The organism is Arthrobacter sp. NamB2 (assembly GCF_005281365.1).
GTDB lineage: Bacteria > Actinomycetota > Actinomycetes > Actinomycetales > Micrococcaceae > Arthrobacter_D.
In genome coordinates, this window is record NZ_SZWI01000007.1 from 161,294 (window position 1) to 178,739 (window position 17,446).

At 68.9% G+C, this 17,446-nt stretch carries 17 protein-coding genes; 1 reads left to right on the plus strand and 16 read right to left on the minus strand.

Annotated features, from left to right (window positions below):
- Window positions 1–124 precede the first annotated feature (124 nt).
- The 11 genes from coaBC to pyrR form a co-directional block, all read right to left on the minus strand.
- Window positions 125–1,339 (minus strand): bifunctional phosphopantothenoylcysteine decarboxylase/phosphopantothenate--cysteine ligase CoaBC, encoded by a 1,215-nt coding sequence (gene coaBC, locus FDK12_RS13065; RefSeq protein WP_137369965.1) that lies wholly within the window; start codon window positions 1,337–1,339, stop codon window positions 125–127.
- A 22-nt stretch (window positions 1,340–1,361) separates the two neighbouring features.
- On the minus strand, window positions 1,362–1,622 hold the full coding sequence (gene rpoZ, locus FDK12_RS13070) for a DNA-directed RNA polymerase subunit omega (protein ID WP_055771293.1): 261 nt from the start codon (window positions 1,620–1,622) through the stop codon (window positions 1,362–1,364).
- 42 nt (window positions 1,623–1,664) lie between these two features.
- On the minus strand, window positions 1,665–2,234 hold the full coding sequence (gene gmk / locus FDK12_RS13075; protein WP_104118863.1) for a guanylate kinase: 570 nt from the start codon (window positions 2,232–2,234) through the stop codon (window positions 1,665–1,667).
- Between the two features lie 10 nt (window positions 2,235–2,244).
- Complete coding sequence (gene mihF, locus FDK12_RS13080; RefSeq protein ID WP_104118864.1) at window positions 2,245–2,583, minus strand: integration host factor, actinobacterial type; 339 nt, start codon at window positions 2,581–2,583, stop codon at window positions 2,245–2,247.
- 151 nt (window positions 2,584–2,734) lie between these two features.
- Window positions 2,735–3,583: an orotidine-5'-phosphate decarboxylase gene (gene pyrF / locus FDK12_RS13085; protein WP_137369966.1), complete on the minus strand. Its 849-nt coding sequence runs from the start codon at window positions 3,581–3,583 to the stop codon at window positions 2,735–2,737.
- The gene (carB, locus tag FDK12_RS13090; protein ID WP_137369967.1) at window positions 3,573–6,884 is read right to left on the minus strand and encodes a carbamoyl-phosphate synthase large subunit; all 3,312 of its coding nucleotides are present in this window, start codon (window positions 6,882–6,884) and stop codon (window positions 3,573–3,575) included. Before carB ends, pyrF begins: the two co-directional genes overlap by 11 nt.
- Window positions 6,884–8,230, minus strand: a complete 1,347-nt coding sequence (carA, locus tag FDK12_RS13095) for a glutamine-hydrolyzing carbamoyl-phosphate synthase small subunit (protein WP_137369968.1) — start codon at window positions 8,228–8,230, stop codon at window positions 6,884–6,886. Before carA ends, carB begins: the two co-directional genes overlap by 1 nt.
- Window positions 8,227–8,787, minus strand: coding sequence for a hypothetical protein (locus FDK12_RS13100; RefSeq protein WP_223263269.1), 561 nt, complete (start codon window positions 8,785–8,787; stop codon window positions 8,227–8,229). The genes carA and FDK12_RS13100 overlap by 4 nt, the downstream gene beginning before the upstream one ends.
- Complete coding sequence (locus FDK12_RS13105; RefSeq protein ID WP_137369969.1) at window positions 8,775–10,145, minus strand: dihydroorotase; 1,371 nt, start codon at window positions 10,143–10,145, stop codon at window positions 8,775–8,777. Before FDK12_RS13105 ends, FDK12_RS13100 begins: the two co-directional genes overlap by 13 nt.
- Entirely contained in the window at window positions 10,142–11,227 is a 1,086-nt protein-coding gene (locus FDK12_RS13110; RefSeq protein WP_137369970.1) for an aspartate carbamoyltransferase catalytic subunit, read from the minus strand. The genes FDK12_RS13105 and FDK12_RS13110 overlap by 4 nt, the downstream gene beginning before the upstream one ends.
- Window positions 11,224–11,811, minus strand: a complete 588-nt coding sequence (pyrR, locus tag FDK12_RS13115; RefSeq protein ID WP_104118870.1) for a bifunctional pyr operon transcriptional regulator/uracil phosphoribosyltransferase PyrR — start codon at window positions 11,809–11,811, stop codon at window positions 11,224–11,226. Before pyrR ends, FDK12_RS13110 begins: the two co-directional genes overlap by 4 nt.
- A 96-nt stretch (window positions 11,812–11,907) precedes the next feature.
- On the opposite strand from pyrR, the gene FDK12_RS13120 reads away from it, so the two are divergent.
- Window positions 11,908–13,206, plus strand: coding sequence for a PrsW family intramembrane metalloprotease (locus FDK12_RS13120; RefSeq protein WP_137369971.1), 1,299 nt, complete (start codon window positions 11,908–11,910; stop codon window positions 13,204–13,206).
- Between the two features lie 217 nt (window positions 13,207–13,423).
- On the opposite strand, the gene nusB is transcribed toward FDK12_RS13120, so the two are convergent.
- The 5 genes from nusB to aroC form a co-directional block, all read right to left on the minus strand.
- Window positions 13,424–13,834, minus strand: a complete 411-nt coding sequence (gene nusB, locus FDK12_RS13125; RefSeq protein ID WP_137369972.1) for a transcription antitermination factor NusB — start codon at window positions 13,832–13,834, stop codon at window positions 13,424–13,426.
- The gene (gene efp, locus FDK12_RS13130; protein WP_137369973.1) at window positions 13,831–14,394 is read right to left on the minus strand and encodes an elongation factor P; all 564 of its coding nucleotides are present in this window, start codon (window positions 14,392–14,394) and stop codon (window positions 13,831–13,833) included. Before efp ends, nusB begins: the two co-directional genes overlap by 4 nt.
- Before the next feature lie 147 nt (window positions 14,395–14,541).
- Window positions 14,542–15,645, minus strand: a complete 1,104-nt coding sequence (gene aroB, locus FDK12_RS13135) for a 3-dehydroquinate synthase (protein WP_137369974.1) — start codon at window positions 15,643–15,645, stop codon at window positions 14,542–14,544.
- Entirely contained in the window at window positions 15,638–16,222 is a 585-nt protein-coding gene (locus tag FDK12_RS13140) for a shikimate kinase (protein ID WP_137369975.1), read from the minus strand. Before FDK12_RS13140 ends, aroB begins: the two co-directional genes overlap by 8 nt.
- A complete protein-coding gene (aroC, locus tag FDK12_RS13145) occupies window positions 16,222–17,430 on the minus strand; it encodes a chorismate synthase (protein WP_137369976.1) in 1,209 nt (402 codons plus the stop codon). Before aroC ends, FDK12_RS13140 begins: the two co-directional genes overlap by 1 nt.
- Window positions 17,431–17,446 lie beyond the last annotated feature (16 nt).

Consider the following 17,446-nt stretch of genomic DNA (forward strand, 5'->3'; position numbering starts at 1 on the left):
ACTCTACTTGGTCGGGAGGACAGTCCGGCGGGAGCTCCCGGACGGAGGCGCCCGACGACGTCGTGCGACGCGGCGTGACACCGCGTGACCGGCAGGGACCCCGGACCTGTTCCGGGACCGGTTCTCAGCGGACCAGCAGCTTCGCCGCGTGATCGATCACGGCGTCCGCGACGGCTCGCTTGGATCCCCGGACAAGTGCGGATTCGAAGCCGTCGGCGCCGAGGAGGGTGACCTCGTTCGCGTCCTCGCCGAACACGCGGTCCGCACCGACGACATTGAGCACCAGGAGATCGCAGCCCTTGCGTGCCAGCTTCGCGCGGGCATGCGTGAGGGGGTTCGCCGTCGCGTCCCCCGTCTCGGCCGCGAACCCCACGATGACCAGTGGCTCGGCTCTCCCTTCGCGGGAGAGCACCGCTTCGCGGAGCACATCCGGGTTGCGGACCAGCGTGATCACGGGATCGTTGCCGTCGTCGTCCTTCTTGATCTTGGTGGCGACCACCTCGGCCGGACGGAAATCGGCGACCGCGGCCGCCATGACGAGCACGTCCGTGGTGGGAAGCTCCCCGAGTACGGCGTCGCGCAGCTGAAGCGCCGATTCGACCCGGACGACGTCGCAGCCGGCCGGTGGCGCCACCTCTGCATGCGCGAGGACGAGGGTCACGTGCGCGCCCTCGGCCAGCGCCGCTTCCGCGAGGGCCATACCCTGCTTGCCCGAGGACCGGTTACCGAGGAAGCGCACGGGATCGAGCGCTTCGCGGGTCCCTCCGGCGGAGATCGTCACGCGCTTCCCCTGGAGGCTGCCGGGACCGCCACGGCGTGCGGCGACGGCCATCGCAGCAGCGAAGATGTCCTCCGGTTCCGGCAGCCTGCCCGGACCGGAGTCCGCACCGGTGAGCCGGCCGGACGCCGGCTCGATGATCGTGACGCCGCGCTCGCGGAGGGTCTCGACATTGGCCCGCGTGGCAGCATGCTGCCACATTTCGGTGTGCATGGCGGGCGCCATCACGACGGGGCCATGAGCCATGAGGAGCGTACCGGTCAGGAGGTCGTTCGCCAGCCCCGCAGCTGCGCGGGCCATGACGTCGGCAGTCGCGGGGGCGACGACGATGAGATCCGCCTCATGGCCCAACCGCACGTGGTTCACCTTGTCGACGTCGTCCCAGACGCTGTTGCTCACGGGGTTGCCCGAGAGAGCCTCCCAGGTGGCCGTCCCGACGAAGCGCGTGGCCGCGTCCGTCGGGATGACCGTGACGTCATGTCCGGACTCCTTGAAAAGACGGAGGAGGGATGCTGCCTTGTAGGCTGCGATCCCTCCTCCGACCCCGAGTACTATGCGCACGGGTTGCCTGGTGTCCGCTGTACTATTCGGACTGTTCCATGGGCGATGACACGAGCATGCCCTCGTTGATCTCGCGCAGTGCGATGGAGAGCGGCTTTTCGTTCAGCTTCGTGTCGACGAGCGGACCGACGTACTCGAAAAGGCCCTCGTGGAGCTGCGAGTAGTACGCGTTGATCTGGCGGGCGCGCTTGGCACCGTAGATCACGAGGGCGTACTTCGAGTCCGAGGCCTCCAGCAGAGAGTCGATCGGCGGGTTGATGATGCCTTCGGGCTGAGTTGACACAGATTCTCCAAATATTAGGCGGAACGGCTGCTACAGGGCTTGTCAGCGCTGCAGCGGGCGCAGTCCCATCAGTGATACGAGCTCGTCTGCCGCATGCTCCACGGTGTCGTTGACGACGGTGTGGTTGAATTCCGGCTCGGCGGCAAGTTCCAGTTTAGCGGTTTCCAGCCGTTGCTGCTGTTCCTCCGGTGTTTCGGTACCGCGGCCCACGAGCCGGCGCACCATTTCCTCCCAGCTCGGAGGAGCAAGGAAGACGAAGTTCGCCTCGGGCATGGTCTCCTTGACCTGCCGCGCGCCCTGCAGATCGATCTCCAACAGGACGGTCCGCCCCTCGTCCATCGCGGCCTGGACGGTACTGCGGAGCGTCCCGTAGCGATTGCGGCCGTGGACCACGGCCCACTCCAGCAGCTGGCCCTCGGCGATGAGCTGGTCGAACTCGTCCGAGGACACGAAGAAGTAGTGCACCCCGTGCACCTCGCCAGGGCGCGGCGGGCGGGTGGTCGCCGAGACGGAGAGCCACACGTCCGGGTAGTTGTCCCGGATATAGGTCGAGACGGTGCCCTTGCCGACCGCCGTCGGGCCTGCGAGGACTGTCAGCCGGGGCTGTGACACAAAGAATTCCTTACTTGCTGGCCGGGCCAGAATGATGTTGTTCCAGGTACGCGACGAGTGCCTTGCGCTGGTGGATGCCGAGACCGCGTACGCGACGCGTCGCGGCGATGCCCACCTCCGCCATGATGGCTGCCGCACGGACGTCCCCCACGCCGGGCAGTGCCTTGAGGAGGTCCAGGACCTTGAGCCGGCCCACGGCGTCGTCCCCCTCGGGGTTCTCGATGACCTCCGCAACCGAAAGCTTACCGGTCTTCAGCCTGGACTTGATGTCCGCCCGCACCGTCCGCGCCGCCGTCGCCTTCTCGCGGGCCTGGGTTCGTTCGACATCCGTCAATGGCTTCAGACTCACTGGTGCTCCCTGCGCTGGATCGCGCCACGGATGGCGACGACCGCTCGTCGTATGAATGGGTCAAGGATCTCGGCACGGTCCCTGCGGGTGGGTGATCGGCTGGATCCGAACCTACCGGGCGCAGGGCTGCAAAATCAATGCACCCGCAGCGTCATGCCAGCTCGTCCCGCGACCGCTCGGCGGCGACGCGCAGGGCGACGGGTTCGGGCCCGGCCGCAAGCACGGCGCGGCTCGACGTCGGCAGCACGAACGGCAGTGCCTCGCCGAAGGCCGACCTCAGCTCAGCCGCGCCCGCTCCCTGCGCGCCCACGCCCGGAGCCAGGATGGGCCCGTTGAGGGTGGGCAGATCGAGGCCCAGCCGCTGCGCGGCGTCACCGATGGTCGCTCCGACGACGAGCCCGACATGCCCCGGTACCTCGCCCGCGTTCTCGGCGGCGGCGGCACGGGCGATCGACCGCGCAACGGACTCGGCGCCACCGACGTGCTGCACCGACCGGCCTTCGGGGTTCGAGGTCAGTGCGAGGACGAACACGCCTCGTCCCATCGCGGCAGCGAGGTCGATGGCAGGCCGAAGTGACTCGAAGCCCAGGTACGGATTCAGGGTGACTGCGTCGGCCGCGAGGGGGCTGCCCTCCCCCAGCCACGCGTCCGCGTAGGCCTGCATCGTGGATCCGATGTCGCCCCGCTTGGCGTCCGCGATCGTCAGGAGCCCCGCATCGGCTGCACGCGCGAGCAACGCTTCGAGGGCCGCCAGTCCACGGGCACCGTGCCGCTCGTACAGCGCCACCTGCGGCTTGACGGCCGCTGCGACGGGGCCGACGGCGTCGAGCACCGCGAGCGAGAAGTGCTCGAGCCCGGCGGCCGAGTCCTGGAGCCCCCATGCGCTGAGCAGGTTGGGATGCGGGTCGATGCCGACGCACAGGCTGCCTTTCGACGCGCGTGCCGCGGCGAGCCGCTCCCCGAATGGTGCACGGGGAGCGGAGCCGGCCTCAGGAGGCATCGCGGGCTTCCGTGGACGCACGCAGGTTCGCGGCGTGTTCCTGGAGGCTCGTCACGGACCACTCGTAGGAGCGCATGGCCTCGATGGCCTGGACCGCTGCGCCCACCTCGGGGATGGTCGTGATGACGGGCAGCCCGTAGGACGTCGCTGCCGCACGGATCTCGTACCCGTCCCCGCGGGCCTGTCCGCCCGAGGGGGTGTTGATGATCATGTCGATACCGCCCTCGGTGATGAGGTCCACGACGGTGCCCTCGCCTGCCGCGCCGGCTCCTTCGGCTACCTTGCGCACGGTCGTGGCGTGGATGCCGTTGCGACGGAGCACATCGGCGGTTCCCCCGGTGGAGACGATCTCGAAGCCCAGGTCCACGAGTCGCTTCACCGGCATGATGATGGATCGCTTGTCACGGTTCGCCACCGAGACGAAGACCTTGCCCTGAATGGGCAGGGCGGCGTTCGCCGCGGCCTGGCTCTTCGCGAATGCCGTATCGAAGTACTTGTCGATACCCATCACCTCGCCGGTGGACCGCATCTCAGGGCCGAGCAGCGAGTCGACCACGGTGCCCTCCGGCGTGCGGAAGCGGCTGAACGGCAGGACTGCCTCCTTGACGGAGACCGGTGCATCCAGCGGAAGGGATCCGCCGTCGCCCCGCGCCGGCAGCAGACCGCGCTCGCCCCGGAGCTCCGCGATGGTGACGCCGGTTCCGATGAGCGCCGCACCCTTGGCGAGCTGCACACCCGTGGCCTTCGAGACGAAGGGCACCGTGCGTGAGGCCCTGGGGTTCGCCTCGAGGACGTACAGGACGTCGGAGGCGAGGGCGAACTGGATGTTGATGAGTCCGCGCACGCCTACGCCCTCGGCGATGGCGAGGGTAGCCTCGCGGACGCGCTGCAGGACGTCGGCTCCGAGGGTGATGGGGGGCAGCACGCACGCGGAGTCACCCGAGTGGATACCGGCCTCCTCGATGTGCTCCATGATGCCGCCGAGATACATCTCCGTGCCGTCGTACAGCGCGTCGACGTCGATCTCGATGGCATCCTCGAGGAATCGGTCGATCAGCACGGGGTGGGCCTCGGTGATCTCCGTCGCGTTCGCGATGTACCGCGAGAGGTTCGCCTCGTCGTACACGATCTCCATGCCGCGTCCGCCGAGCACGTACGACGGACGGACGAGCACGGGATAGCCGATCTCGTCCGCGATCCTCTTCGCATCCTCGAAGGACACCGCGGTGCCGTTCTTCGGTGCGATGAGCCCGCCGGCGTCCAGTACCCGGCTGAAAGCGCCGCGGTGCTCCGCGAGGTCGATGGCCTCGGGCGAGGTGCCGAGGATCGGGATCCCGGCGTCTGCCAGCTCCTGGGCCAGCTTGAGCGGCGTCTGCCCGCCGAGCTGCACGAACACGCCGAGGACGCCGCCGGTGCGCTGCTCCGCCGCGATGACCTCCAGGACGTCCTCGAGCGTCAGCGGCTCGAAGTACAGGCGCGTCGAGATGTCGTAGTCGGTGGAGACCGTCTCGGGGTTGCAGTTGATCATGACGGTCTCGTAACCGGCCTCACGCAGTGCCATGGTGGCGTGGACGCACGAGTAGTCGAACTCAATGCCCTGGCCGATCCGGTTGGGACCGGAACCGAGGATGATGATCGACGGCTTCTCGTGCTGCTCCACCTCGTCCTCCTCGTCGTAGGACGAGTAGTGGTACGGCGTGTAGGCGGCGAACTCGGCGGCACAGGTGTCCACCGTCTTGTACACCGGCCGGATGCCGAGGGCGTGCCGCACCCCGCGCACGACGGCATCGGGAGTGGAGGTCAGAGAACCGATCTGCTCGTCCGAGAACCCGTGCCGCTTGGCGAGCCGCAGCACGTCCTCCGTCAGGTTCGGCGCCGAGCGCACCTCCTCCGCGATCTCGTTCAGCAGGACGAGCTGATCGAGGAACCAGGGGTCGATGCCGGTCGCCTCGTACAGGCGCTCCACGCTTGCCCCGCCGAGCAGGGCGCGCTGGACCTGCGAGAGCCGCTCGGTGGTCGGGCGCTTCGCGGCCTCGACCAGGGCGTCGACCTCGTCCGCTCCCACGGGCGCGAAGGACAGCTGGGAGCCCTTCTGCTCGAGCGAACGCAGCGCCTTCTGCAGGGCTTCGGTGAAGTTGCGGCCCATCGCCATGGCCTCACCCACGGACTTCATGGTGGTTGTGAGGGTCGGGTCCGCCGCGGGGAACTTCTCGAACGCGAACCGCGGCACCTTGACGACCACGTAGTCGAGCGTCGGCTCGAACGAAGCCGGCGTCTTCAGCGTGATGTCGTTCGGGATCTCGTCCAGCGTGTAGCCGAGGGAGAGCTTCGTGGCGATCTTCGCGATCGCGAAGCCGGTGGCCTTGGACGCGAGCGCCGAGGACCGCGAGACACGCGGGTTCATCTCGATGACGACGACGCGGCCCGTGCCCGGCTCGACGGCGAACTGGATGTTGCAGCCGCCGGTATCGACGCCGACCTCGCGGATGACGGCGATGGAGATGTCGCGCAGGCGCTGGTACTCGCGGTCGGTGAGCGTGAGGGCGGGCGCCACCGTGATGGAGTCTCCGGTGTGCACGCCCACGGGATCAAAGTTCTCGATGGAGCAGACGACCACGACGTTGTCGTTCTTGTCGCGCATCATCTCGAGCTCGTACTCCTTCCACCCGAGGATGCTCTCCTCGAGGAGGACCTCGCTCGTGGGGCTGTACTGAAGGCCCTGCCCGACGATGCGGCGCAGGTCCTGCTCGGTGTACGCGAGACCGGAGCCGAGACCGCCCATGGTGAAGGACGGACGGACCACCATGGGGTAGCCGAGGTCCTCCGCGGCCACGAGGGCCTCGTCGATGGTGTGGATGATGGCGGAGCGGGCTGATTCGGCCCCGCACCGCTCGACGACGCCCTTGAACTTCTCGCGGTCCTCGCCGAGCTCGATCGCGGCGATGTTCGCGCCGATGAGCTCGACGCCGAACTTGTCCAGCACGCCGTTCTTGTCGAGGGCGATCGCGGTGTTCAGCGCCGTCTGCCCGCCGAGGGTCGGCAGCAGCGCGTCCGGGCGCTCCTTCTCGATGATCTTGGCGACGACGTCGGGCGTGATCGGCTCCACGTAGGTCGCATCGGCGAACTCGGGATCGGTCATGATCGTCGCCGGGTTTGAGTTCACGAGGATGACCCGCAGGCCCTCCTCGCGCAGGACGCGCAGCGCCTGGGTACCCGAGTAGTCGAATTCGGCGGCCTGTCCGATGACGATCGGCCCGGAGCCGATGACCAGGACGCTTGTGAGGTCGGTTCTGCGGGGCATCAGTTCTCTTCCTGCGTTGTGCTGCTCAGTTGTGTCGTGCCGTGGCGGGGCTGCGTGCCCGTCACCTTGGATCCGTGCGTGCCCAGTTCCGCTGCGGCTGCATCCGCCAGCGCTTCCGACTCCGAGCCGGCGTCGAGCGCGGAGGCTGCGACGACGTCGCCAGCGCCCGGGTTCTGCTTCTCGGCGAGCATCAGGTCGATGAAGCGGTCGAAGAGGTACGCGGAGTCGTGGGGGCCAGCAGCGGCCTCGGGGTGGTACTGGACGGAGAACGCCGGGAGGTCAAGGCACGCCAGCCCCTCGACGACGTCGTCGTTCAGGCTCACGTGGCTGACCTCGACGCGGCCGTAGCCGCCGGCCGGAGCCTCGACGGGGCCGTCCAGCGGCGCGTCGACGGCGAACCCGTGGTTCTGGGACGTGATCTCGACCTTGCCGGTTCGTCGGTCCAGGACGGGCTGGTTGATGCCGCGGTGCCCGTAGCGGAGCTTGTAGGTGCCGAAGCCGAGAGCGCGTCCCAGGATCTGGTTCCCGAAGCAGATGCCGAAGAACGGCATCCTCTCGTCGAGCACGCGGCGCAGCAGCTCCACCTGGGCATCGGCGGTCGCCGGGTCGCCCGGTCCGTTGGACATGAACACGCCGTCGGGCCGTACCGCGGCGACGTCGTCGAACGTCGCCCCGGCGGGCAGGACGACGGTCCGCACGCCGCGCTGGGCGAAGTGCTTCGGGGTCATGGCCTTGATGCCGAGGTCCAGGGCCGCGATGGTGGCCACCGTCCCGCCGGTCCAACCGTGGTCAGCGGGCTCGACGACGTATGCCTCGCCGATGCTGACCTCCTCTGCGAGGCGGGAGCCGGCCATGGACGGCTGCGCAACGACCTTCTCGACCAGCTGGTCGGCGGACAGGGACGCGTCCGCCCCGGAGAAGATACCGGCACGCATCGCTCCGCGCTCCCTGAGGTGGCGGGTGACGGCGCGCGTGTCGACGCCCTCGATGCCGACGACGCCCTGCTCGCGCAGCTGGTCGTCGAGGCTCTGCTCGGATCGCCAGTTCGACGGTCGGCGCGCGGCGTCGCGGATGATGTAGCCCGCGACCCAGATGCGCCGGGACTCGGCATCGTCCGCGTTGACCCCGGTGTTCCCGATGTGCGGTGCCGTCTGGACCACCAGCTGCCGGGCGTAGGAGGGATCGGTGATGGTCTCCTGGTACCCGGTCATGCCGGTGGCGAAGACCGCCTCGCCGAGCGCGGTGCCCTCGGCGCCGTAGGAACGGCCGCGGAAGGTCCGGCCGTCCTCGAGCACGAGCACCGCGGGTGCCTTCGGATGGACGGGGGCCTTGGGTGAAGCGCTCACGGGTGTTCCCTACCTTCGGGTGTGGGTGGAGTTCGGTGATGTGTCGTGTCGTTCGGCTGGTGCGAGGCGTCGGCCGGCACGAGCGCCGCCACGGCAGCGACGAGCTGCGCCTTGTGCGCTGCGTGACGTGTGCGGAACCCCGTGTCGACGCGCTCGGTGCCGAGAAGCCAGGTGATCACGACGAGGCCTTCCTTCTCGACGAACTTGCCCGTCATCCCGCCGGCCAGCTGGACCGACACGAGGTCCGAGCGGGGGATGTAGACGGCGCGTTCACCTGTGCGCCGGAACACGACGCCGCCGGCGTGCACGACGGCGACGGCGTTGCCGCGAAGGCCGAGCCCGTGCACCGCGATGCGATCGAGCCAGTCCCCTGCCGTCGTCGTAGCGACGTACTGGCCCTCGGCCTCGTAGAGGACGGCGCCGGGGTCGGCAGGCGGAGCGAGCGGCTCCGGGACATGACCCTGCCGTCGCAACCGGTTGCGCCAGCCGAGCGCCATGAGGGCGATGATCACGACGATGATGCCCAGGGTCAGGGCGACCCAGCCTAGATAGTCCATGCGGGCACATCCTGCGTCGGCGCGGCGCCGGGGGCAGCCGGACGGGGCGTGGCGAGGCGGCCGTCGAGCACGGTCGGGTGCCCGGCGTAGAAGGTGGCCTGGACACTGCCCGGCAGCTCCAGCCCGCGGAACGGGCTGTTGCGGCCCTTGGTCGCCATCGTGGAGGGGTCGACGGTCCAGCGTGCAGCCGGATCGACGAGGATCAAATTCGCGGGTTCGCCTGCCGCGAGAGGACGGCCCTGGTGTTCGAGCCGCCCGATCCGGGCCGGGGTCACGGAGGTGACGCGGGCGAAGCCCTCCCAGTCCAGCATGCCGGTCTCCACCATGGTGTGCTGCACGACGGACAGTGCGGTCTCGAGGCCCGTCATGCCCATCGCGGCCTGCGCCCACTCGCACTCCTTGTGCTCGCTCGGGTGGGGCGCGTGGTCGGTACCGACGACGTCGATCGTGCCGTCGGCCAGCGCCTCGCGCAGGGCGTGGACGTCCTCCGAGGTGCGTAGCGGCGGGTTCACCTTGTACACCGGGTCGTAGCTGCGGACGAGCTTGTCGGTCAGGAGCAGGTGGTGCGGCGTGACCTCGGCCGTGACGTCGATGCCGCGAGCCTTTGCCCAGCGGATGATCTCGACCGATCCGGCCGTGGAGACATGGCAGACGTGCAACCGCGACCCGACGTGCTGTGCGAGCAGGACGTCGCGCGCGATGATGCTCTCCTCGGCGACCGCCGGCCACCCCGTGAGCCCCAGCACCGCGGAGACCTCGCCCTCGTTCATCTGCGCACCCTCGGTGAGCCGCGGCTCCTGGGCATGCTGGGCGATGACGCCGTCGAACGCCTTGACGTATTCGAGGGCGCGGCGCATGAGGACCGGATCATGGACGCAGATGCCGTCGTCGGAGAAGACGCGCACGGCGGCCCTGGATTCCGCCATGGCGCCGAGTTCGGCGAGGCGCTCCCCACCGAGGCCCACCGTCACCGCCCCCACGGGCCGGACCTCGACCCAGCCCGAGGCCAGGCCCAGGCGGTACACCTGCTCCACCACTCCTGCGGTGTCCGCCACGGGCGAGCTGTTGGCCATGGCGTGCACGGCGGTGAAGCCTCCGAGAGCCGCAGCCCGGGACCCGGTCTCGACCGTCTCGGCGTCCTCCCGGCCCGGCTCGCGAAGATGGGTGTGGAGGTCCACCATCCCTGGGAGTGCGACGAGCCCTTCGGCGTCCACTGCAGTCGCCCCTGCGGACGCCCCGGCGTCCTGACCGAGGGCGACGATTCGTCCGCCCCGTACGAGGATGTCCTTGCTCGGGCCGCCGAGGATCGAGGCGCCCCGGATGAGGTATTCGGTGGTCGTGCTGGCGTCGGTGGTCACGGGTGCGTGCCTTCCCGGGTGGTGGCTGGCGTGGTTCGGGTGCCGTTGCCGGCGGGGACGTCGGTGGCGTCGTCCGTGGCGTCGTCCTTGGCGTCGTCCTGCTCGTCGTCCTGCTCGTCGTGATGGTCGCCGGAGAGCAGGAGGTAGAGCGCCGCCATGCGCACGGATACGCCGTTACGGACCTGTGCGAGGACGGTGGAGCGCGGGGAGTCCGCCGCTGCGGACGAGATTTCCAGCCCGCGGTTCATCGGCCCGGGGTGCATGATCACGGTGTCGTCCAGGCCCATCGTGTCGAGCAGTGCGAGGCGCCCGTCGTCGAACCCCCAGCGTCGCGAGTACTCCCGCGTCGACGGGAAGAACGCCGCGTTCATGCGCTCGGCCTGAAGCCGAAGCATCATCACGGCGTCGGGCCGCTGCGCGAGTGCCTCGTCGAGGTTGTAGTACACGGTGCAGGGCCAGGATCCGACTCCCACCGGAAGCAGTGTGGGCGGGCCCGCGAGCAGCACCTCCGCACCGAGGGTGGTCAGGAGCCAGACGTTGGAGCGTGCGACCCGGGAATGCAGGACGTCGCCGACGATCAGGACCTTCATGCCTACCAGGGTGGTGCCGGCGGAGGGGTTCCCGCCAAGCCGCGCCCAGTGGCGCCGGAGCGTGAAGGCGTCCAGCAGGGCCTGCGTGGGGTGCTCGTGCGTGCCGTCACCGGCATTGACCACGGCGGCGTCGATCCAGCCCGATGCGGCCAGACGCGCCGGTGCGCCGGACGCGGGGTGGCGGATGACGACGGCGTCCGCGCTCATCGCCTCGAGGGTCTGCGCTGTGTCCTTCAGGGATTCACCCTTCGACACCGAGGAACCCTTGACGGCGAAGTTGATGACGTCCGCGGACAGTCGCTTCGCCGCGGCCTCGAACGAGATGCGCGTGCGGGTGGAATCCTCGAAGAACAGGTTGACGACGGTGCGTCCGCGCAGGGCCGGCAGCTTCTTGATCTCCCGCTGGCCCACCGCGGCCATCTCCTCGGCGACGTCCAGCAGTCGCAGCGCGTTCCGGGCCGAAAGGTCCTGCGTGCTGAGGAGGTGCTTCACGGACGGTCCTCGATGACGACCTCGTTGACCGCGGAACCGCCGATCAGGTCGATCTCCGCGAGGTGGACGCGCACGCGTTCGCGGGACGACGTCGGCAGGTTCTTGCCGACGTGGTCGGCACGGATCGGCAACTCACGATGGCCCCGGTCCACGAGGACGGCCAGGCGGACGATGCGTGGTCGCCCCAGGTCCGCCAGCGCGTCGAGCGCCGCCCGGATGGTGCGCCCCGAATAGAGGACGTCGTCGACGAGCACCACCACCTTGTCGTCGATGCCCGACGGCGGCAGCTGCGTCGCGAGCGGCGAACGGGTCGGATTGCGCCGGAGGTCGTCACGGTACATCGTGACGTCGAGCTGGCCGGTGATGAGATCGGGATCGACGCTTTCGTCGACGGCAGCGATCTTTTGGGCGAGCCGCTGCGCGAGGGGGAAGCCCCTGCGGGGAATGCCGAGGAGGACGAGGTCCCGGGACCCCTTGTTCGCCTCGAGGATCTCGTGGGCGATACGCGTGAGAGCGCGGTCGATATCTGCTTCTGCGAGAACAACGCGCTTGTGGATGCCGGAATCCGGGGCAGGCACAGTCATAACACGCTTCCTCCTTCCCCGCCTCACTGGACGGAATTTAAAGGCTGGTTGCAGCGTCAAAACTATCACAGCGCCGCTTGCCCCTAGGGTTGCACCATGGCTATGAACAACCAGGGGACGGGGCCGGGCGGCTCCCAGTGGAACAGTGCACAGGGCTTCGGACACCATCCGGCGAACGACTTCCAGCCGCAGCAGCACCAGGGCTGGTGGGGACACACGACAGCACGGGAGCACCACCCGACGCCCGCCCGCACCAGCGGTCATCCGTTCCAGCCCGTCTGGAACCAGCCGCCTCCGCGGCGCCGGGGCGTGCTCAACGTCATACTGGTCATCGTCGCGGCGCTGGTCGTCGCGGGCGTCCTCCTGCTGCTCTCCCTGTCACTGGGGCCGTCCGCCTTCCTGCTCTGCGGAATCCTCGCCCTCGTACCCCTCGGCATCTGCCTGCTCGGCCTGCGCTGGATCGACCGGTGGGACCCGGAGCCCCGCGGCGCCCTGCTCTTCGCGTTCCTCTGGGGTGCGGGGGCCTCGGTCGTCGTCACCCTGCTGCTCGGGACCTACGTGGTGGAACTGCTCGGCAGCGCCCTGAGCACGACGCCGCCCGACGTGATCGGACCGGTGCTCCAGGCGCCGCTGGTGGAGGAGTTCGCCAAGGGTCTCGGCGTGCTGATCCTCGTCTACACGCGACGGAGCCACTTCGACGGTCCCGTCGACGGGATCGTCTACGCCGGGACGGTGGCGGCAGGGTTCGCCTTCACCGAGAACATCCTGTACTTCGGATCGGCCGTCGTCGAATCCGGCAACGCTGGCGCCCTCGTCAGCGTCTTCATCCTCCGGGGCCTGTTCTCCCCGTTCGCCCACGTCATGTTCACGTCGCTCCTCGGTTTCGTACTCGGCTACGCGCTGAGCCGCGGGGGCGGGAATGCCCGCATCCTCGTGGCTTTCGTCCTCGGACTCGTCCCCGCGATCGCGGGGCACATGCTGTGGAACGGCGGAACGCTCGTGCTGTTCCACAACTTCTTCCTCTTCTACCTCGTGGTCCAGGTGCCGCTCTTCATCGCCGCCGTGATCGCCGTCGTGCTCCTCCGCCGCTCGGAGCGCCGGCTCACCGAGGCGCGGCTCGGCGACTACGCCCGCGCAGGATGGTTCACGCCCGAAGAGGTCCGCATGCTGGCTACCCGCCCGGGACGCTCGCAGGCGCTCGCCTGGGCACAGTCCGTCGGCGCGAAACAGGACATGCGCGCCTTCATCCGTACGGGCGCGCGCATCGCCTACACGAGGCAGCGCATGCTGGGCGGGCGGCGCGACGCCGACTATGCCGCGGAGGAGCGGACCCTGCTGGAGGAGGCGACCCAGCGACGGGCACGGATCTTCCAGCTGGCCTCGTCCGCCCGCTGAGGACCGGGGCGAGCCGGTCCCACCGGGGCCCGTCGGCCCTTCCGACGCCCTGGACTTAGCGCGGGCGGAAACAGGAACTCCAACACCGCCCGAGAACGCAAGAGGCTCCCGGAGTCCGTCCTGTCGACGGACCACGGGAGCCTGTGTGGCTCTGGCGGGTGGCGCTTCTGTACAAGTGCAGTCCTGTACGAGTGCTGGTTCCCGGAGGAGAGAAGCCCTAGGCGAGCAGCGTCGGCTTGAGCTGCTGGAGCCTGCCCAGGAGTCCGTTGACGAACTTCGGCGACTCGTCCGTGGAGAGCATCTTCGCCAGTTCCACTGCTTCGCTGACCGCGACTCCGTCAGGAACGTCGTCGTTGTACAGGAGTTCCCAACCGCCGATGCGCAGGATCATCAGGTCGACGGCGGGCATGCGGTCGAGCGTCCAGCCCTGCGAGTACGTGCTCAGGAACTCGTCGATCTGCTGTTGGTGCTCCAGTACGCCCTCCACGATGTCCACCGTGTAGTCGGCGATGACCATGTCGGTCTTCTCCCGGCGCGCTCGAATGACCTCGAGGGCAGGCACGTCACGCTGTTCAGACTCGAAGAGGATGTCCAGTGCCCGACGGCGGGCCTTGCTGCGTGCGCTCACTCGTTGACGCGTCCCAGGTATTCGCCCGTCCGGGTATCGACCTTGACCTTCGTGCCGGTGCCGAGGAACAGGGGAACCTGGATCTCGTGCCCGGTCTCCACCGTGGCGGGCTTCGTGCCACCCGTGGAGCGGTCGCCCTGCAGGCCTGGTTCGGTGTAGGTGATCTCCAGCGTCACCGAAGCGGGGAGCTCGACGTAGAGGGGCGAACCCTCGTGCATCGCGATGGTCGCCATCTGGCTCTCGAGCATGAAGTTGGCGGCGTTGCCGACCGTCTTGCCGGGCACCGTGAGCTGGTCGTAGTCGGTGGTGTCCATGAAGACGAAGTCCTCGCCGTCCTTGTACAGGTACTGGTAGTCGCGACGGTCGACCGTGGCCGTCTCGACCTTCAGGCCCGCGTTGAAGGTCTTGTCGACCACCTTGCCCGAGAGGATGTTGCGAAGCTTGGTGCGGACGAATGCTCCACCCTTGCCAGGCTTGACGTGCTGGAATTCGAGGACGTTCCAGAGGTTGCCTTCGAGCTTCAGCACAGTGCCGTTCTTGATGTCGTTCGTGGTCGCCACAGATTCACTTTCGTCGGTTTCGCGGATGGATTGGCCGGCCGGGGCACAGCGGGCGCGCGGAGGCGCACTAAAGTCCGTCAACCAGTCTACCCTGCGCGGTACGGATGCCGTGGCTGATCACGACTCAGCAGGATCATCGACGGCAGCTTAGGAGGCGATCTCCTGGTAGGCGGCGAACAGGAGTGAGGTGTCCGGAACCTCGAGCATGCCCGGCCGGCCTATCCCGTCGAGCACGACGAAACGCAGGAGGTCGCCCCTCGACTTCTTGTCGCGGCGCATGCCGTCGAGCAGCGCTGCCCAGCGGTCACGCCGATAGGTCACGGGAAGGCCGAGTGACTCGAGGATGTTCCTGTGGCGGTCGGCCTCGCCGTCGCTGAGGCGCCCGACCATGCGGGAGAGCTCGGCTGCGAACACCAGACCGACCGAGACCGCCGCGCCATGGCGCCAGGAGTACCGCTCCGCGAGCTCGATGGCGTGCGCGAGCGTGTGGCCGTAGTTGAGGTACTCGCGGCGGCCGGACTCACGCAGGTCCTCCGAGACGACGTCCGCCTTCACCCGGATGGCGCGCTCCACGAGGTCCCGCAGCACGGGCGACGACGCATCGGTGGCTGCCGCCGTGTCCTGCTCGATGAGGTCGAGGATCGCCGGGTCGGCGATGAAGCCGCACTTCACGACCTCGGCGAGTCCGGTCACCAGTTCGTTCTTCGGCAGCGTGCCGAGCGCGTCGAGATCGGCGAGGACGGCCGCCGGTGGGTGGAAGGCCCCGACCAGGTTCTTGCCCTCGGCGGTGTTGATGCCGGTTTTCCCACCCACAGCGGCGTCGACCATGCCGAGCAGGCTCGTGGGCAAGTGGACGACCCGTACCCCACGGAGCCACGTTGCTGCGACGAATCCTCCGAGGTCCGTCACGGCCCCACCGCCGACGGTGACGACGGCATCCGACCGCGTGAAGTCGTTCTGGCCGAGGACCTGCCAGCAGAAGGCCGCGACCTGGATGTGCTTGCCCTCCTCCGCGTCCGGGATCTCGGCGGTGACCGCGGTGAACCCGGCGTCCGCCAGCTCGTCGCGCACGGTGTCACCGGTGGCCCTCAGCGCCCGCGGGTGGATGACCAGGACGCGGCGCACGCGCTCCCCGAGGATGGCCGGGAGCCTGCCGAGGAGTCCCCGCCCGACGACGACGTCGTAGGTGTTCTCGGTGGTGGTCCCGGTGACCGGGATGATGGTCGCTTCGTCAGTCGCTTCGTCAGTCATGGTGGTTCGTCCCGCTTTCGTCGTTCAGGTCGGTCGGTGGAGCGTCCGCAGTGCTCCTGGAGTGCCTGCCGTCGCCGGCGAGGGCGAGGAGGACGGCGTCGCACGCCTCGCGTACGGAGAGACCGCGGGTGTCGACGACGATGGATGCCAGCGCGGCGTACAGCGGGCGTCGCTCGTCGTACAGCTCCTGCCAGCGCTCCTCCGCCCCTCCGTCGAGCAGGGGCCGACCGGTGTCCCCGCTGATGCGCGGCCGGATGGTGTCGATATCGGTATCGAGGAACACCACGGTTGCTCGTTCGAGCAGTTCCCGGGTACCCGGGTGCAGCACGGCCCCGCCACCGAGCGAGACGACGACGTCGTCCTCCGCGAGCGCCTCACGGACCACCTCTGCCTCGAGCGTCCGGAAGGCCTCCTCGCCCTGCTGGGCGAAGATCGTGCTGATGGCACCGTGCCGCTCGACGATCACGCGGTCGGAGTCGATGAGGCGGGTGCCCGTGCGGTGCGCGAGCGTCCGGCCGACCGCGGACTTCCCGACCGCCATCGGACCGACCAGGACCACGCAACCGTTCCGATCCATCAGGTTCCGACGGAGTCCAGGAACTCCGGGATGCTCTCGAGGTAGCTCCTCATGTTTCGGGCGGTCTCCGCGAGCGAGTCCCCGCCGAATTTCTCGGTGACGGCTTCGGCCAGGACCAGGGCGGTCATGGCTTCCGCCACCACCCCCGCTGCCGGAACCGCGCAGACGTCGGACCGCTGGTGGTGTGCGCGTGCTGCTGCGCCCGTGCTCACGTCCACGGTGCGCAGCGCGCGGGGAACGGTTGCGATGGGTTTCATGGCCGCTCGGACGCGCAGGGCGTCGCCGATGCTCATGCCGCCCTCGATTCCGCCGGCCCGGTTGCTGGCGCGGACGATCTTGCCGTCGTTGTTCCGCAGGATCTCGTCGTGCGCTGCGGTGCCGCGGCGCGCCGCCGTCGCGAAGCCGTCACCGACCTCCACGCCCTTGATGGCCTGAATCCCCATGAGGGCCGCGGCGAGCCGGGAATCGAGCCGGCGGTCCCAGTGCACGTAGCTGCCGAGTCCCGGCGGCAGTCCGTAGGCGATGACCTCGACGACGCCGCCGAGGGTCTCGCCTTCCTTGTGGGCGGCGTCGACCTCGGCCACCATGGCATCCGACGTGTCCCGGTGGAAGCAGCGCAGTGGGTCGGTGTCGAGCGCTATGACGTCGCTCGGTCGCGGCAACGGCGCGTCCTCCGGAACGGACACGGAGGCGATGGAGACCGTGTGACTGACGAGGCGGATCCCGAGGCCTTCGAGGAACTTCGCTGCGACCGTTCCGAGGGCCACGCGGGTGGCCGTCTCCCGGGCACTCGCGCGTTCCAGGACAGGTCGAGCCTCACCGAAGCCGTACTTCTGCATCCCGGTGAAGTCAGCGTGGCCGGGACGCGGGCGCGTGAGTGGTGCGTTGCGTGCCGAGGCTGCGAGTTCCGCGGCGTCGTCCTCCCCCAGCGGATCAGCGGACATGATCTTGTCCCACTTGGGCCACTCGGTATTGCCGACCTCGATGGCCACGGGGCCGCCCTGGGTGAGCCCGTGGCGGACGCCGCCGATGATGCGCACCTGGTCCTGCTCGAACTTCATGCGGGCTCCGCGTCCGTAGCCGAGCCGACGGCGCGCCAGCGCTCCCTGGATGTCGGCACTCGTGACACCCACTCCCGCGGGCATGCCCTCGATGATCCCGACCACGGCCGGACCGTGGGATTCTCCTGCCGTCAACCAACGCAACATGGTTTCCATACTGCCA

Excerpts from the sequence above, each read along its gene's own strand:
- FDK12_RS13100 (WP_223263269.1), bottom strand. The coding sequence starts at position 8,787 with ATGGACTATCTAGGCTGGGTCGCCCTGACCCTGGGCATCATCGTCGTG.
- carB (WP_137369967.1), bottom strand. The coding sequence starts at position 6,884 with ATGCCCCGCAGAACCGACCTCACAAGCGTCCTGGTCATCGGCTCCGGG.
- aroB (WP_137369974.1), bottom strand. The coding sequence starts at position 15,645 with ATGACTGACGAAGCGACTGACGAAGCGACCATCATCCCGGTCACCGGG.
- FDK12_RS13140 (WP_137369975.1), bottom strand. The coding sequence starts at position 16,222 with ATGGATCGGAACGGTTGCGTGGTCCTGGTCGGTCCGATGGCGGTCGGG.
- pyrF (WP_137369966.1), bottom strand. The coding sequence starts at position 3,583 with ATGCCTCCTGAGGCCGGCTCCGCTCCCCGTGCACCATTCGGGGAGCGG.
- pyrR (WP_104118870.1), bottom strand. The coding sequence starts at position 11,811 with ATGACTGTGCCTGCCCCGGATTCCGGCATCCACAAGCGCGTTGTTCTC.
- FDK12_RS13120 (WP_137369971.1), top strand. The coding sequence starts at position 11,908 with ATGGCTATGAACAACCAGGGGACGGGGCCGGGCGGCTCCCAGTGGAAC.
- aroC (WP_137369976.1), bottom strand. The coding sequence starts at position 17,430 with ATGTTGCGTTGGTTGACGGCAGGAGAATCCCACGGTCCGGCCGTGGTC.